This is a genomic window from Streptomyces poriticola, assembly GCF_036689765.1.
Classification (GTDB): domain Bacteria; phylum Actinomycetota; class Actinomycetes; order Streptomycetales; family Streptomycetaceae; genus Streptomyces; species Streptomyces poriticola.
The window spans coordinates 263,960-279,074 of the sequence record NZ_JBAGKH010000001.1 but is presented as its reverse complement, the minus strand read 5'-3'; the positions used below and the strand labels follow the sequence as shown (position 1 = coordinate 279,074).

The 15,115-nt window shown below is 73.9% G+C and carries 17 protein-coding genes; 9 read left to right on the top strand and 8 right to left on the bottom strand.

Translation table 11 applies throughout. From position 1 onward, the window contains the following. Positions 1 to 75: 75 nt before the first annotated feature. Positions 76 to 840 (top strand): hypothetical protein, encoded by a 765-nt coding sequence (locus V5O46_RS01230; protein WP_332882459.1) that lies wholly within the window; start codon positions 76 to 78, stop codon positions 838 to 840. On the opposite strand, the gene V5O46_RS01225 is transcribed toward V5O46_RS01230, so the two are convergent. The 3 genes from V5O46_RS01225 to cobT all read right to left on the bottom strand — a co-directional run bounded on the left by V5O46_RS01225 (position 741) and on the right by cobT (position 4,350). Next, positions 741 to 1,481 (bottom strand): hypothetical protein, encoded by a 741-nt coding sequence (locus V5O46_RS01225; protein ID WP_332882458.1) that lies wholly within the window; start codon positions 1,479 to 1,481, stop codon positions 741 to 743. The two genes, V5O46_RS01230 and V5O46_RS01225, sit on opposite strands and share 100 nt — an antisense overlap. A gap of 138 nt (positions 1,482 to 1,619) precedes the next feature. Further along, complete coding sequence (locus V5O46_RS01220; protein ID WP_332882457.1) at positions 1,620 to 2,456, bottom strand: CAP domain-containing protein; 837 nt, start codon at positions 2,454 to 2,456, stop codon at positions 1,620 to 1,622. A gap of 673 nt (positions 2,457 to 3,129) precedes the next feature. Beyond that, the gene (cobT, locus tag V5O46_RS01215) at positions 3,130 to 4,350 is read right to left on the bottom strand and encodes a nicotinate-nucleotide--dimethylbenzimidazole phosphoribosyltransferase (protein WP_332882456.1); all 1,221 of its coding nucleotides are present in this window, start codon (positions 4,348 to 4,350) and stop codon (positions 3,130 to 3,132) included. Between the two features lie 200 nt (positions 4,351 to 4,550). Between cobT and V5O46_RS01210 the strand changes: the two genes are divergently transcribed. Then, entirely contained in the window at positions 4,551 to 5,342 is a 792-nt protein-coding gene (locus V5O46_RS01210; RefSeq protein ID WP_332882455.1) for a class I SAM-dependent methyltransferase, read from the top strand. Here V5O46_RS01210 and V5O46_RS01205 read toward each other — a convergent pair. Next, complete coding sequence (locus V5O46_RS01205; RefSeq protein WP_332882454.1) at positions 5,331 to 6,530, bottom strand: bifunctional adenosylcobinamide kinase/adenosylcobinamide-phosphate guanylyltransferase; 1,200 nt, start codon at positions 6,528 to 6,530, stop codon at positions 5,331 to 5,333. The two genes, V5O46_RS01210 and V5O46_RS01205, sit on opposite strands and share 12 nt — an antisense overlap. A gap of 181 nt (positions 6,531 to 6,711) precedes the next feature. Here V5O46_RS01205 and V5O46_RS01200 point away from each other — a divergent pair, with 181 nt between their 5' ends. Further along, positions 6,712 to 6,924 (top strand): hypothetical protein, encoded by a 213-nt coding sequence (locus tag V5O46_RS01200; RefSeq protein WP_332882453.1) that lies wholly within the window; start codon positions 6,712 to 6,714, stop codon positions 6,922 to 6,924. Positions 6,925 to 7,087: 163 nt separating this feature from the next. Here V5O46_RS01200 and V5O46_RS01195 read toward each other — a convergent pair whose 3' ends face one another. Both V5O46_RS01195 and V5O46_RS01190 read right to left on the bottom strand, forming a co-directional pair. Beyond that, complete coding sequence (locus V5O46_RS01195; RefSeq protein ID WP_332882452.1) at positions 7,088 to 8,173, bottom strand: S1C family serine protease; 1,086 nt, start codon at positions 8,171 to 8,173, stop codon at positions 7,088 to 7,090. Between the two features lie 56 nt (positions 8,174 to 8,229). Next, positions 8,230 to 8,952, bottom strand: a complete 723-nt coding sequence (locus V5O46_RS01190; protein WP_332882742.1) for a class I SAM-dependent methyltransferase — start codon at positions 8,950 to 8,952, stop codon at positions 8,230 to 8,232. Here V5O46_RS01190 and V5O46_RS01185 point away from each other — a divergent pair. Then, positions 8,857 to 9,057, top strand: a complete 201-nt coding sequence (locus tag V5O46_RS01185) for a hypothetical protein (protein ID WP_332882758.1) — start codon at positions 8,857 to 8,859, stop codon at positions 9,055 to 9,057. The two genes, V5O46_RS01190 and V5O46_RS01185, sit on opposite strands and share 96 nt — an antisense overlap. Positions 9,058 to 9,074: 17 nt before the next feature. Here V5O46_RS01185 and V5O46_RS01180 read toward each other — a convergent pair whose 3' ends face one another. Beyond that, on the bottom strand, positions 9,075 to 9,791 hold the full coding sequence (locus V5O46_RS01180; protein ID WP_332882451.1) for a DUF3043 domain-containing protein: 717 nt from the start codon (positions 9,789 to 9,791) through the stop codon (positions 9,075 to 9,077). A gap of 154 nt (positions 9,792 to 9,945) precedes the next feature. Between V5O46_RS01180 and V5O46_RS01175 the strand changes: the two genes are divergently transcribed. From V5O46_RS01175 to V5O46_RS01160, 4 genes are all read left to right on the top strand, one after another. Continuing rightward, on the top strand, positions 9,946 to 10,755 hold the full coding sequence (locus tag V5O46_RS01175; RefSeq protein ID WP_332882450.1) for a PspA/IM30 family protein: 810 nt from the start codon (positions 9,946 to 9,948) through the stop codon (positions 10,753 to 10,755). A 20-nt stretch (positions 10,756 to 10,775) separates the two neighbouring features. Then, entirely contained in the window at positions 10,776 to 11,057 is a 282-nt protein-coding gene (pspAA, locus tag V5O46_RS01170; protein WP_332882449.1) for a PspA-associated protein PspAA, read from the top strand. 150 nt (positions 11,058 to 11,207) lie between these two features. Continuing rightward, a complete protein-coding gene (locus V5O46_RS01165) occupies positions 11,208 to 12,479 on the top strand; it encodes a sensor histidine kinase (protein WP_332882448.1) in 1,272 nt (423 codons plus the stop codon). Then, positions 12,476 to 13,159 (top strand): response regulator transcription factor, encoded by a 684-nt coding sequence (locus V5O46_RS01160; protein ID WP_332882447.1) that lies wholly within the window; start codon positions 12,476 to 12,478, stop codon positions 13,157 to 13,159. Before V5O46_RS01165 ends, V5O46_RS01160 begins: the two co-directional genes overlap by 4 nt. A gap of 83 nt (positions 13,160 to 13,242) precedes the next feature. Here the strand turns inward: V5O46_RS01160 and nadA are convergent, their stop codons facing one another. Beyond that, positions 13,243 to 14,439, bottom strand: a complete 1,197-nt coding sequence (nadA, locus tag V5O46_RS01155) for a quinolinate synthase NadA (protein WP_332882446.1) — start codon at positions 14,437 to 14,439, stop codon at positions 13,243 to 13,245. A 261-nt stretch (positions 14,440 to 14,700) separates the two neighbouring features. Here nadA and V5O46_RS01150 point away from each other — a divergent pair, with 261 nt between their 5' ends. After that, on the top strand, positions 14,701 to 15,057 hold the full coding sequence (locus V5O46_RS01150; protein WP_332882445.1) for an iron-sulfur cluster assembly accessory protein: 357 nt from the start codon (positions 14,701 to 14,703) through the stop codon (positions 15,055 to 15,057). The last annotated feature ends 58 nt before the right edge of the window (positions 15,058 to 15,115 follow it).

The following is a 15,115-nucleotide window of genomic DNA, read 5'->3' as shown; positions in this document are numbered from 1 at the left end:
CGCAGACTACCCCGCGGCCGGCGGCGCACCCACGACAGCAGGAGGCGAAGCTCTCATTGGGGATAAAGTTCCCGTATGGGAGATTGGTGGTACCGGAACATCATCGAACCGGGCAAGCTGCCACTGCTTCTCGCCCTCACCGCCTTCATCCTGACCTTCGTCGTCACCCGTGTGATCACCCGTCGCATCCGGGCGGGCAAGGGCCCGTTCGGCAACGTCGAGGCGGGCGGGATGCACATCCACCATGTGGTGCCCGGCGTGATCCTGACCGTCCTCGGCGGCTTCGGAGCCTTCGTCGCGGCCGGGCACGCCGTCGGCACCGCCGCAGGCGCGGCGGTCTTCGGGATCGGGGCGGGCCTGGTCCTGGACGAGTTCGCGCTGATCCTGCACCTCGACGACGTGTACTGGACCGAGGCGGGCCGGCGGAGCGTGGAGGTCGTGGTGGTCACCGCGGCCCTGGTCGGCCTGATGCTGGCCGGCTTCACGCCGTTCGGTGTCGACAACCTCGACCAGGACGAGATGCAGGACCGCATGACCGTCGTCGCGACGGTGTCGACGAGCTTCCTCTTCGCCCTCGTCTCGCTGGCCAAGGGCAAGGTACGCCTGGCGCTCTTCGGCGTGATCATCCCCGTCATCGCCCTGGTCGGAGCGGTCCGGCTGGCCCGGCCCGGATCACCCTGGGCCCGGCGTTTCTACCGCCGCCGTCCGCGCGCCCGCGCCAGGGCGGCGCTGCGCGCCTATCACCACGACCGGCGCTGGGCCCGGCCCAGCCGCATCGTCCAGGACTGGATCGGCGGCCGTCCGGACCCCCTGCCCGTCCGGCCCCCCGACCACCGCTGACGCAGGGCGGTCCCGGCGCACAGCACCAGTACGGCGGCGATGGCCGCGAGATGCTCCTTGCCGGCCAGGTTGGGCTTCACCAGCACCTCGACCACCATCGCCAGCACCACCAGCGCCGCGGTGACCCGGGCACGCAGCCGCCACCCCAGATACACCGCCAGGCCCACCACCGCCGCCGACGGGCCGGTGTCCACCACCCGCGCGTCCGAGGCCGGCAGGCCCAGCAGCGGCACGTCGGGGCCCAGCGCGACGCCCAGCCGGGCGTAGAGCGTCCCGGCGAGCGTGGCCAGGGCGCCGACGGCGAGCGTGCACCGCCGGCCCAGACAGATCTCGGCGAGCCCGAACACCAGCAGGATCTGCGCCAGCGCGCCCCACGCCGGCAGGTCGAGGGCGGGCACCCACACCGACAGCGGGGTGCGCAGCAGCGCGGTCCACAGCGGGTCCCCGGCGCGCACCGCTCCGACGTCCTGGACGAAGTCGTAGCCCCACGGCTGCTGGTGCACGGCGTGCAGCACGGCCGTCAGCGCCACGGCCCCGAGGGTCATCGGCACGGCCCGCAGCCGCCGCCGCAGCAGCGGGCCGTGCACCGCCGCCCACAGCGGGCCCCATTCGGTGCGGGCCCAGCGGGCGAGCGTGTTCATCCGGCGGTCCCTCCGTGCGACGGCAACGGCGGGTGCAGGGGCCCGCCCTGCACACAGACGGCAGGAGCGCCGGGGACGTTGAGCGGCCCGGGGGTGACGCCCGTCTCGCGCCCGTCTCGTGACGCGGCCGACGACGGGTCAGCGGGCGGTGCCGAAGACCTGGGTCCAGTAGTTCCCGGGCTGCGCGAGGCCGACGCCGATCTCCTTGAACTCGCAGTTCAGGATGTTCTCCCTGTGGCCCGGGCTGTTCATCCAGCCCGCCATGACCTTCTCGGGGGTCTCGTAGCCGTAGGCGACGTTCTCGCCGTACGTGCTCCAGCTGTACCCGGCGCGGGTGATCCGGGTGCCGGGGTCCGAGCCGTCGGAGCCGGTGTGGGACATGTTCCCGTGGTCGGCCATGTCCTTGCTGTGGTCCTGGGCGGCCTTGGTCAGCTCGGCGTCGGCGGTCACGGGGGAGCATCCGGCCTTGCTGCGCTCGCTGTTGACCAGCTGCACGACGCGGGTGACGGCGTCGGAGGAGGGAGCGGAGGGCGCGGGCGTGCTCGGGGCGGCCGTGGGCTGGGGGGCTGCGGGCTCCGGGGATGCGGGTTCGGGCGCGGCGGGCCGGGGCGTCGTGGGCTCGGCGGAGGCGGGTTCGGGCGCGTTCGGCGCGGTCGGCCGGGCGGGGGTGGGGGCCGGTGAGGCCGGGGCCGCGGAGCCGGGCTCGCCGGTGCCCGGCTGCGCACCGGGCTGCTCGGCACCGCCGGGCTCGCCACCCTGCTGCCTCCTGCCGTCCCAGCCGCTCTGCTGCCACGGACTCCCGCCCGCGGCGTTCCGCCAGTCCTCCCAGGGCCGGCTGTCACGGCTCTCCTGGCGGTCGTGGCCCTCCTGCGGGCTCAGACAGGCCATGGCGGCGGAGGGCACGGCCACGGCACCCAGGGCGACGGCGGCGATCGTTATCTTCCGATGGTGCGTCTTCTTGCGGTGCTTGCTCATGCACGGCCTCACTCGGTTGTCGCGGAGCGCCCCCGGGAACGGCCGACCCGGCACTGGTCCTGTGCTGAGCTGCGGAGACGCCTGTGCGGGCGGCAATTCTTAGGAGCGCGGCGAGGCCGGAGCAACGAGCGCCGCTACTATCCGCGGTCGTAGGACAGGGCACCTCTTGAAGGGCGCCCGCGGCCGTGATAGCCCTCGGGTCCCCGGTAGGCCCCGGACTGCTGCCGTCCCGTCAGAGACCCCTGACCGCCCGGCAGACGGGCGGACCCGGCGAGCCGGCCGGACCCTGCACGGCCGCCGCGGAACATGTCTTCCTCAAGACGGACAAGTCCCGATTGTTCGGTCGTGGGCTCTCTACTAAGCAGGACGCCTGACTGCGTCGTCGGGCATGACGGATGTCACGCCCGCGGGCCGCGCGGTCCACGGCGGGCGCCGGGGACCGAGTGCGGCAGCGGCTGTGCCAGGGCGCAGGCGGCGGCGGGCACCAGGCAGGGCGGCGATGTCGTCCGGCGCCCGCCGGACGACATCGCGAGCAGCACGGTGAGCCGTACGGACGGCTGCCGGCGACGACCGCGGGGCGGCAGCGCCCTGAAGGGGCGCGGGGAACTGCGCGACCGGCCACGACGGTGCCGCAGACGAGCGACGGCATGCCGCGGCACTTCCAGCGGAGCGCTCAGCCGCGTTCCGTGGTCCCGGCCTCCGCCCGGTCGGCGGTCATGTCCCGGACGGGCTCCGGCTCGGACTCGTCCCCGGCGCCCTCCGGTGTTCCGCCGGACCCCGGTGTCCCCCCGGGCCCCTCCGCCGTCTCCGCGGGCCCGGCCGGAGCCCAGACCTCCGGCGTCGGCTCCTCCCGGCGCTCCGGGAGCTCGGCCGACAGTGCCGCCGCGGCCTGGACCAGGGGGAGTGCCAGCAGGCCGCCGGTGCCCTCGCCGACGGTGACGCCGTGCGACAGCAGGGGCTCCAGGGCCATCCGGTCCAGCGCCTTGGCCTGGCCGGGCTCACCGCTGTCGTGCGCCGCCAGCCACCAGTCGGGCGCCCGGAACGCGATCCGCTGCCCGACCAGCGCACAGGCGGCCGACACCACGCCGTCCAGGATGACCGGCATCTTCCGCACCGCGGCCTGCAGCAGGAACCCGGTCATCGCGGTCAGGTCCGCGCCGCCCACCGTGGCCAGCAGCCTCAGCTGGTCCCCGAGTACCGGACGGGCCCGGCGCAGCGCGTCCCGGACGGCCGCGCACTTGCGCATCCACGCGAGATCGTCGATGGCCAGCCCGCCCCGCCCGGTGACCACCGAGGCGTCCGTTCCGCACAGCGCCGCGACCAGCACGCCCGCCGCCGTCGTGCCGCCCACGCTCACATCGCCGAGCACCACCAGATCCGTACCGGAGTCGGCCTCCTCGTCGGCGACCGCGACCCCCGCCCTGAACGCCGCCTCCGCCTCCTCGGCGGTCAGCGCGTCCTCGATGTCGATCCGGCCGCCGCCGCGCCGCACCCGGTGCCGGACCACCTCGGCCGGCAGCGACTCCGGGTCGCAGTCCAGCGCCATGTCCACCACCCGCACCGGGACGCCGAGCCGCCGTGCCAGCACCGAGACCGGGCGGCCGCCCTCCAGCACCTCGCGCACCAGCTCACCGGCGCCGCCCGCGGGCCGGGCCGAGACGCCCAGCTCGGCGATCCGGTGGTCACCGGCGAAGAGCACCACCCGCGGTCGTTCCACCGGCCGCACGGGGACGGCGTGCTGTGCCGCGGCCAGCCACTCACCCAGGTCGTCCAGGCGGCCCAGCGACCCGGGCGCCACGACCAGACGCTCCCGGCGCGCCTCCGCGTCGCGGCGCACCCCGCCGTCGGGGCGCTCGATCAGATCCGTGAAGTCGTCGAGATTCAGCGAGCTCATTCGCCGAACAGTACCGGCCCGCATCGAACACCACGGCGCCACAGTACGACGTCGACAGGGCGGCGTCGTTGCACCCAAGATCGGTATCCCATACGTTCCGTTTTGCAGCGGAATGTTGGTGAAGGGATATGGACAGCCATACGTCCGAGAACATCCCGAACGTCCCGCCGCACCTCCGCCCGTCCCGCCCGGGAGCACGTATGGCCCAGCCGCCGCCACCGCCCTCCGCACCCCCCGCCCCCCTGCACGAGCCGCGCCGCGAGGACTGCCCCTGGTGCGGGTCGCGGCGGCTGATCACCCGGCGGCGCGGCGGCGACCCGCGCCGGCCCGTCCCCGGGGGCCGCTCCGCCCTCGCCCAGTGCCGGGACTGCCGTCACACCTTCCACAACCCCCTGGTCGCGCCGGGACGCGAGCGCCCCGGCGGACCCGTGGTGCGGGCCGGGATCCGCGTCCGGCAACTGCTCGCCGCCCGCGCGATGCTCTCCCACTGCCCCGAGCCGGAGGGCTGGCTGGACGTGGGCACCGGCGACGCCGACTTCCCGCTGACCGCGCGCCGCCTGTTCCCGTACACCTCCTTCGACGGGCTGGACCCCACCCACCGGGTGCTGCGGGCCCGCGCCGCCGAGCGGGTCGAGGAGGCCTACGTCGGCCGGCCGACGGACCCGCACATCGCGGCCCGGCTGCGCGCCCGCTACGACGTGGTCAGCCTCTTCCACCAGCTGGAGAGCGCCCCCGACCCGCGCGCAGCGCTGCGCGCCGCCCTGCGGATGCTGCGGCCCGGCGGCCATCTGCTCGTCGACGTCACCGACCCGCGCGGGCTGTCCTCCTACCCGCTCGCGACCCGGCCCTCGGCCCGGCTGCGCGCCGAGCTGTGCGCCCTGGGCTGCGCGGTCCTCACCCCGGCCGGATCCCCCCGGGTCATCGCCCGCAGGCCTCCGGCGCCGCCCGCACCCCCGGTACCGCCCGGACCGAGGGGGCCCTCAGCCCCGTAGCACCAGCGCCTGGCCCGCCACCACCAGCAGCACCTGCTCGCACTCCGCGGCGAACGCCGTGTTCAGCCGGCCCAGTTCGTCCCGGTACCGGCGTCCGGACGCGGTGGCCGGGACGATTCCGGAACCCACCTCGTTCGACACCGCGACCAGGGTCCGCCGGGTGGCGCGCACCGCCTCCGTCAGCTCGTGCACCCGGCCGCGCAGCGCCCGCTCCCCGCCGTCCGCCCACTCCGCGTCGTCCCACGCGCCGACCGCGTCCATCGCATCCGTCAGCCACAGCGACAGGCAGTCGACGAGCAACGGCGGCCCGTCGTCCTTCAGCAGCGGCACCAGATCGCAGGTCTCCGCCGTCCGCCAGGACCCAGGCCGCCGCTCCCGGTGCGCACAGACCCGCGCGGCCCACTCGGTGTCCCCGCCGCGGGTCCCGCCCGTCGCCACGTACAGCACGTCCGGGAAGGACTCCAGCCGCCGCTCCGCCTCCACCGACTTGCCGGACCGCGCCCCGCCCAGCACCAGCGTGCGGCGCGGTACGTCCGGCACGTCCTCGTACACGCCGACCGTCAGCGTCGTGCCGTCCGGCACCGCCCGTGCCCCAGCCGCCGCGAGCCTCCGGTGCAGCTCGGGGCCCGGCGGCACCTCGTGCCCGAGATGGACGGCGACGACGTCGGTGGTCGGGCCCGCCGCGCCCACCGCGCGCAGCCGGGCCAGCGCGTCCGGCCGGCCCACCACGTCCGTGAGGACCATGTCGTAGGGCTCGGCCGGTTCCCCGAGTCCGGCCGGGGCGCCGCCCGGCGGCAGATAGAGCAGCCGGTGCCCGTCCGGCCCGGTCACCGCGTAGCCGGTGCCCGGCGCGTCCAGGGCCACCGCCTGCACCCGGTGCCCGGTCAGCAGCGCCAGCTCCCGCCCGTCCGGCACCCGCCCCGGCTGCGGCAGCCCGGCCGGGACCTCCACCGCCGGGCCGTCGTGCGGATGCGACAGCAGCACCTGGGCGACACCGCCCAGCGAACGGCCCGCCCGTGCGGCGGCGAACGCGGCACCCGGGGTGAGGTCGAGCAGCAGCGCCCCGTCCACGACCAGCGACGTCGCCGCACGCGCATCCTCGCCGAGCGCGACGGCGCAGGCCGCGCAGGGGCAGTCGGGGCGGGGGAGTCCCGCGGGGGCACCGGTGCCGAGCAGAGTCACGTCCACGCCCCGATTTTCCCCGGTCACCCCGGGGCCCGCGCGCCCGAGGCCCCCTATGGGGCGCCGAGCGCTTCCGGCCGCGTCCCGCGGTCCGGTACGGCGCGGCCGGCCGACCGCATAGGCTGCGGGCGGGACCGGACCAAGATCCGGGGCCACTGCAGCAGGTGCTCACATCTGGGAGGCGTACATGGCGGCATGGACGTGGCGGTTCGAGACGGCCGACGGGACGGAGGTCCAGCCCGCGGTGCAGCCGGAGGAGTTCACCACGCAGGGCGATGCGGAGTCCTGGGTCGGGGAGCACTGGAAGGCCCTCCAGGAGGGCGGCGCGGATCAGGTGCGGCTCTTCGAGGACGCCACGGAGATCTACGGGCCGATGAGCCTGCACGCCGAGCAGGCCTGAGCGCGCCGCTGGAAGCGCCGCGCTGCGGCGTCGCTCGTCTGCGGTGCCGTCGTGGCTGGTCGCGCGGTTCCCCACGCCCCTGCAGGACAGAGTCCTTCAGGGCGCTGCCGAGCCGCACCGGGCTTCGCCCGACCCGGGTCCGGGTCGGCCGGGTCGGCCGGGCTCACTGCTCGCCCAGTGTCACCTCGGCGGTCTGCTCGTCACCGTTGCGGGTGAAGGTGACCGTCGTCCGGTCGCCCGGCTGCAGCGCCGCCAGCGCCTCGGCGAGGGAGGTGATGGTGGTGATGTCCGTGTCGCCGAGCCTGGTGATGACGTCCCCGGCCTCGATGCCCGCCTCGTCGGCCGCGCCGCCGCCCTGCACCTCGACGACGGCCACACCGGTGGCCCGGTAGTCGGCGTTCACGACGGTGCGGCCGACGATGCCGAGCGCCGCCCGGCCGGAGTCGGTGACCCGGCCGTGCTCGATGATCTGGTCGGCGATGGTCCGCACCGTCGACGACGGGATGGCGAACCCGATGCCGGCCGCCTGGCCCTCGCCGAGGTCGGGGTCGGTCGCGGCGAGTGTCGGGATGCCGATGACCCGCCCGTCGAGGTCGACCAGGGCGCCGCCGCTGTTGCCGGGGTTGATGTCGGCGGACGTCTGGATCATGTTGGCGATGGTCGCGCCGGTGCCGCCGCCGCCCCGGCTCTCGGTGACGGTCCGCCCGGTCGCCGACACGATGCCCTGGGTGACGCTCGACGACAGCCCGAGCGGCGAGCCCATCGCCAGCACGATCTGCCCGACCTCGACCCCGCCGGAGTCCCCGAGGCGGGCCGCCCGCATCCCGTCGGGCACCCGGTCCAGCCTGATCACGGCGAGATCCTGCTCCGGGTAGGAGGAGACCAGCGTCGCGGAGAGCGGGTCCTCGCTGTTGGCGGTGGTCACCCGGAAGGACCTGTCGTCCCCGACCACGTGCGCGTTGGTGACGATATGCCCCTGGTCGTCGTACACCACGCCGGACCCCAGGTCGTCGCGGGCCTGGATCTGCACGACCGACGGCAGCACGTCGTCGATCACCCGCTGGTACGCCTCCTGCAGCTCGACGGTCTGCCGCAGCGCGGCCCGACCGGTCGTCCCCTCCCGCTCCCGGTCCGGCGCCGCCCGCGGGGCGTCCGGGCTGCTCGTACACCCGGCGACGAGGAACAGCGAGCACACGAGGGCGGTCACGGGAGCGGTGAACCGTACCGGACGGCGGGGCGAGGCATCCATGCCCGCAGTCTCACCGCCCGGCGCTCCCCGGGCCCCCGGTGAGCCCCCGAACGGGCTCAGCCGCGGACCCCGCACAGATGCAGCAGCGCCGCCACGCCCCGGTACGGGTCCGTCCGGCCGGCGCGTTCCTCCGCCGCAAGGAGAGTGTCCACGTCGGGCGGGGGCGGGGTGCCGTCGCCGGCGGTGCCGGTGAACACGCCGACGCCGTACCAGCCGTGCAGCGGCGCGCCGATGCCGGCCAGGGTGGCGGTCAGCGCCGCCCGCCGGTCCGCCCGTCCCCCCGGCCCCGGCCCCCGGACCCGGGTTCCGTCCTCCCCGTCCGGGCGGGGCCGGGGGTGCGGGAGCGAGGCGGTGGTGTCGAGGGCGGCCAGCGCGCCCGCCCAGTCACCGAGCAGACCGGGCCGCATCGCCGGGGCGTCGCCGTTGCGCACCAGCAGCGACAGCAGCCCGCCGGGGGCCAGCATCCGCCCCAGCCCGGCCAGCACCGGGTCGGGCTCCACGGCCTGCATGAGCACCCGGTGGCACAGCACCACGTCGAAACTGCCCGGCAGGAAGTGCACACCGGTGTCCCGGCCGTCGCCCAGGACGATCCGCATCCGCTCCCGGATGCCCTCGGGCTGCCCGGCGAGCGCCTCGCGCGCCGCGGCGACCAGCGCCGGATCGTCCTCCAGACCGGTCACCTGATGCCCGGCGCGCGCCAGGCGCAGCGCCTGGGCGCCGCGCCCCATACCGACGTCGAGCACCCGCAGCCGACGGCCGACCGCGAACCGCCCGGCCAGCTGCTCGTCCAGCTGCCGGGCGACCAGCTCCTGCCGTACGAGCTCAGACAGCCCACCGGGGCCGGCCGGCCGGGCCTGCGCCGCACCCCCGGACGCACCCCCTGACCACGGCTGCGTCGTGGTCAGGGCCGCTCCCCGCGCTTGACCTGCGGCTTTGGCAGCCGGAGCCGGCGCATCTGGAGGGAGCGCATCAGCGCGTAGGCCACCGCGCCGCGCTTGTTGTCGTCCGGGAACCGCTCGCGCAGGGCCTTCTTCAGCCGGAAGGCGGTGACGAACGAGTCGAACACGATCAGCACGATCACGAACAGCCACAGCAGCAGCGCGACGTTCTGCAGTGACGCCACCCGGACCATGCTCAGCACCAGGATGAGCACGGCCATCGGCAGGAAGTACTCCGCGATGTTGAACCGCGAGTCGATGAAGTCGCGGGCGAAACGGCGCACCGGCCCCTTGTCCCGGGCGGGCAGGTACCGCTCGTCGCCGCTGGCCAGCGCCTCGCGCTGGCGCGCCAGCGCGGTACGGCGCTCCTCGCGGGCCCGCTTGGCCGCCTCCTTGCGCGTCGTCGGCGTGTTGGCCACGCTGCGGCGCTGCGTTCGGGCCTCACTGCGCTTGGGCGTGGGGCGGCCCTTCGGGGCCTGCGGGTCACGGGGCTGACTGGAGTCGGTCACCGGCGCCTTCGCGGCGGCCGGTGCCTTCTCTTCCTTGGCACGGCTACGGAACACAAAACCCAAGGGTACGGCCTCGGCAGGCTTAGTCCCCAGCCCCGCGGGGAACGATCCGGCAACACCGGTCGTCTGTAAGAGGACAGAGGGGACGATGCGTACACCCCCGACCGTCATCTACTCCCTGGGCCGGATCGGGAGCGTCGGCAGTCGTCCTTGGGGATGAGCACATCCGTCCCCGAACAGTGCGGTAATGGATGCAGGGCCCGTACTGTGGGTTCTGTTGCAGTTGCTGGAGCTGGAGTCGGTCAGAAGGGGGCGCGCGAAGCCCATGAGCGGTGTCATGAAGCGTATGGGGATGCTCTTCCGCGCGAAGGCGAACAAGGCCCTGGACCGGGCCGAGGATCCGCGCGAGACCCTCGATTACTCGTATCAGAAGCAGCTGGAGCTGCTGCAGAAGGTGCGCCGCGGTGTCGCCGACGTGGCCACCAGCCGCAAGCGCCTGGAGCTCCAGCTCAACCAGCTGCAGACGCAGTCGACCAAGCTGGAGGACCAGGGCCGCAAGGCGCTCGCGCTGGGCCGAGAGGACCTTGCCCGCGAGGCGCTCTCCCGCCGCGCCGCCCTCCAGCAGCAGGTGACCGACCTGGAGACGCAGCACGCCACGCTGCAGGGCGAGGAGGAGAAGCTCACCCTTGCGGCCCAGCGCCTCCAGGCCAAGGTCGACGCCTTCCGCACCAAGAAGGAGACGATCAAGGCCACGTACACCGCGGCCCAGGCGCAGACCCGGATCGGTGAGGCGTTCTCCGGCATCTCCGAGGAGATGGGCGACGTGGGCCTGGCCATCCAGCGGGCCGAGGACAAGACCGCCCAGCTGCAGGCCCGGGCCGGCGCGATCGACGAGCTGCTCGCCTCCGGCGCCCTGGACGACCCCTCCGGCATGCACAAGGACGACATCCAGGCCGAGCTGGACCGGCTCTCCGGTGGTACGGATGTAGAGCTGGAGCTGCAGCGGATGAAGGCCGAGCTCGCCGGGGGCCCGGGTGGCGGGCAGCAGGCCATCGAGGGCGGCGGCGAGTCGCAGCAGTCCTCGTCGCAGTCCCAGCAGCAGCCGCAGGACACACCGCGCTTCGACAAGCAGTAGCCCACGCCTAGGAGGGCGACATGATCGTACGGATCATGGGGGAGGGGCAGGTGAGGCTGGCCGACAGCCACCTCGCCGAACTGAACAAACTGGACGACGAGCTCCAGGCCGAGATGGAGAACGGCGACGGGCCCGGCTTCCGCAACACCCTCCAGGCGCTGCTGGACAAGGTGCGCCAGCTGGGCGAGCCGCTCCCCGACGACTCCCTGGAGCCGTCGGACCTGATCCTCCCGGCCCCGGGCGCCACCCTGCAGGACGTCCAGGAACTGCTGAGCGACGACGGCCTGATCCCGGGCGGCTGACCGGCTCGGGCGACCGTCGGCCCGTCCGGGCGTGCGGACACGCGGCCGGCGCCGGCCGAAGCGGGGTCGGGGCCGCCGCCCTCGGCGCAGGTCCGCACAGGTGCCGAGTGCCGTATCCACCGGCGCCCACCCCGGCTACCGTAATCCCCCGTGAGCACCCTGGACCGCGCCCGGTGCAGACTCGGCGCCCACCCATTCGCGCTGGACACGGCCCTGGCCGCCGCCGTCCTTGCCTGCATGGTGGTCGGCTCCTTCGCCGACCCCCACGGCCCCGACGGCGTCGCCTGGGGCCTGCGCACCCCCGAACCCTCCAGCCTGCTGCTGATGACGCTCGGCGCGGCGGCGCTCGCCTTCCGGCGCCGCGCCCCCAAGGTGGTCCTCGCGCTCACCGGCGCGTTCTCCCTGGTGGAGAGCGTCAGCGGCGACCCGCGCGCCCCCGTGGTGATGTCGGCGGTGGTCGCCCTCTACACCGTTGCGGCCTCCACCGACCGGCCCACCACCTGGCGGGTCGGCCTGCTCACCACGACCGTGCTCACCGGCGCCGCCATGCTCGCCGGACCGCTGCCCTGGTACGCCCAGGAGAACCTCGCCGTGTTCGCCTGGACCGGCATCGGCGCCACCGCCGGGGACGCCGTGCGCAGCCGCCGTGCCTTCGTGCAGGCCATCCGGGAGCGGGCCGAGAAGGCCGAGCGCACCCGGGAGGAGGAAGCCCGGCGCCGGGTCGCCGAGGAACGCCTGCGCATCGCCCGCGACCTGCACGACGTGGTCGCCCACCACATCGCGCTGGTCAACGTGCAGGCCGGGGTCGCCGCCCACGTCATGGACAGACGGCCCGACCAGGCGAAGGAGGCCCTGGCCCACGTACGCGAGGCCAGCCGCTCCGCGCTCGACGAGCTGCGCGCCACCGTGGGTCTGCTGCGCCAGTCCGACGACCCGAGGGCCCCGACCGAACCGGCCCCCGGCCTGGACCGGCTCGACGAACTCGCCGGCACCTTCCGCAACGCCGGACTGCAGGTCGAGGTCGCCCGCGCGGACCAGGGCACCGCCCTGCCCACGGCCGTCGACGTGGCCGGGTACCGGATCATCCAGGAGGCCCTCACCAACGTGCAGAAGCACGCCGGGTCCGGGGCCAGGGCCGAGGTCAGCGTCGTCCGGGTCGGGCCGCACATCGAGATCACCGTGCTCGACGACGGCACCGGCCCCGGCGGTGTGGACACCGCTCCCGCGGCGGGCGGCGGCCACGGGCTGCTGGGCATGCGCGAGCGGGTCACCGCGGTGCGCGGCACCCTCACCACCGGCCCCCGCTACGGGGCCGGGTTCCGGGTCCATGCGATCCTGCCGGTCGACCACGTGCCGGCCGAGAACCGGTCGCTGAACAGGCCGTCCGGCAACCGTACCGACGCCGCGGAGGACCCCGTATGACGATCCGTGTCCTGCTCGCCGACGACCAGGCCCTCCTGCGCAGCGCCTTCCGGGTGCTGGTCGACTCCGAGCCCGACATGGAGGTGGTGGGCGAGGCCTCCGACGGTGCCGAGGCGGTGCGGCTGGCCCGCGAGCGGCGGGCCGACGTCGTCCTGATGGACATCCGGATGCCCGGCACCGACGGGCTCGCCGCCACCCGCATGATCAGCGCCGACCCGGAACTGGCCGGGGTCCGGGTGGTCATCCTGACCACCTTCGAGGTCGACGACTACGTGGTGCAGTCGCTGCGTGCCGGCGCCTCCGGCTTCCTGGGCAAGGGCTCCGAGCCCGACGAGCTGCTCAGCGCCATCCGGATCGCCTCCGGCGGCGAGGCGCTGCTGTCACCGGCCGCCACCAAGGGCCTGATCGCCCGCTTCCTCGCCCACGAGACCACCGTCGACGAGGACCGCGACCCCGCCCGCTCCGAGCGCCTGGACTCCCTCACCGGCCGGGAGCGCGAGGTGCTGGTACAGGTCGCCGGCGGGCACTCCAACGACGAGATCGCCGAGCGTCTCGAGGTCAGCCCGCTCACCGTGAAGACCCATGTCAACCGGGCCATGGCCAAGCTGGGGGCGCGCGATCGGGCGCAGTTGGTGGTCATCGCCTACGAGTCGGGGCTGGTACGTCCGAGGGCCGAGTGACCCGGTGCAGAGCCGAGTGACCCCATGTGGAGGGGGCCGCACCGTCAGGTGCGGCCCCCCTGGGCACAGTGCTCCGCCGGAGGCTACGGCAGCGCCAGCATCCGCTCCAGCGCCAGCTTGGCGAACGCCTCCGTCTCCTTGTCCACCTCGATGCGGTTGACCAGTGCGCCCTCTGCCAGCGACTCCAGGGCCCAGACGAGGTGCGGCAGGTCGATGCGGTTCATCGTGGAGCAGAAGCAGACCGTCTTGTCGAGGAACACGATCTCCTTGCCCTCGGGCGCGAACCGGTTCGCCAGCCGCCGTACGAGGTTCAGCTCCGTCCCGATGGCCCACTTCGAGCCGGCCGGGGCGGCCTCCAGGGTCTTGATGATGTACTCGGTCGAGCCGACGTGATCGGCCGCGGCCACCACCTCGTGCTTGCACTCGGGGTGCACCAGGACGTTCACGCCCGGGATGCGCTCGCGCACGTCGTCGACCGAGTCGAGGCTGAAGCGGCCGTGCACGGAGCAGTGGCCGCGCCACAGGATCATCCTGGCGCCCCGTAGTTCCTCGGTGGTCAGCCCGCCGTTGGGCCGGTGCGGGTTGTAGACCACGCAGTCGTCCAGGGACATGCCCATGTCCCGCACCGCGGTGTTGCGGCCGAGGTGCTGGTCGGGCAGGAAGAGCACCTTGCCGGTCGAGGTGTCCACCTGCTCGAAGGCCCATTCCAGGGCCCGCTCGGCGTTCGACGACGTGCAGATGGTGCCGCCGTGCTTGCCCGTGAACGCCTTGATGTCGGCCGAGGAGTTCATGTACGACACCGGCACGACCTGCTCGGCTATGCCGGCCTCGGTCAGCACGTCCCAGCACTCGGCGACCTGCTCGGCCGTCGCCATGTCGGCCATGGAGCAGCCGGCCGCGAGGTCGGGCAGGACGACCTTCTGGTCGTCGGAGGTCAGGATGTCCGCGGACTCCGCCATGAAGTGCACGCCGCAGAAGACGATGTACTCCGCCTCGGGGCGCGCGGCGGCCTCCCGGGCCAGCTTGAAGGAGTCGCCCGTGACATCGGCGAACTGGATGACCTCGTCGCGCTGGTAGTGGTGACCGAGCACGAAGACCTTGTCCCCGAGCTTCTCCTTGGCCGCGCGGGCGCGCTCGACCAGGTCCGGGTCGGAGGGCGAGGGCAGGTCGCCGGGGCACTCCACGCCCCGCTCGCTCTTCGGGTCGGCCTCGCGGCCGAGCAGCAGCAGGGCGAGGGGCGTCGGCTGTACGTCGAGCTCCTGGGTTTGGGCGGTGGTCACGACACGCACCCTTTCTACTTTTCGTCGAACTGACGCTATATATCATAACCGGTTAACGTCAGTTTGACGACGTCCATAGTGTCGATGTGACGTGAATCCCCATCGCCGGGCCCGGTCCCGGGGCGCTGTCCGCGGCCCGGCCCATGTGCGAGCATGAGGAGGGAAACGGCGGAGAAAGCCGGGCCCGCCCGGAATGAATCCGGGGCCCAGCCGGTTGCAACCGTCGGCAAGCAGTCTCCGTACAACCCGGGAGAGATGTAGATGTCCGTATCGGACGAGAAGCTCACCGTCACCGACGGCATCATCGTGACCGACGCCGCCGCGGCCAAGGTCAAGGCGCTGCTCGACCAGGAAGGCCGTGAGGACCTGGCGCTGCGCGTCGCCGTCCAGCCCGGCGGCTGCTCCGGTCTGCGCTACCAGCTCTTCTTCGACGAGCGGTCCCTCGACGGCGACGTGGAGAAGGACTTCGACGGGGTCAAGGTCGTCACCGACCGCATGAGCGCCCCGTACCTGGGCGGCGCGACCATCGACTTCGTGGACACGATCGAGAAGCAGGGCTTCACGATCGACAACCCGAACGCGACCGGCTCCTGCGCCTGCGGCGACTCCTTCAGCTGAGCCGCGGCCCGACCGTGCACGTGCCTGCGAGCGCGGGGCCCCGGGGAGTCTTCCCCGG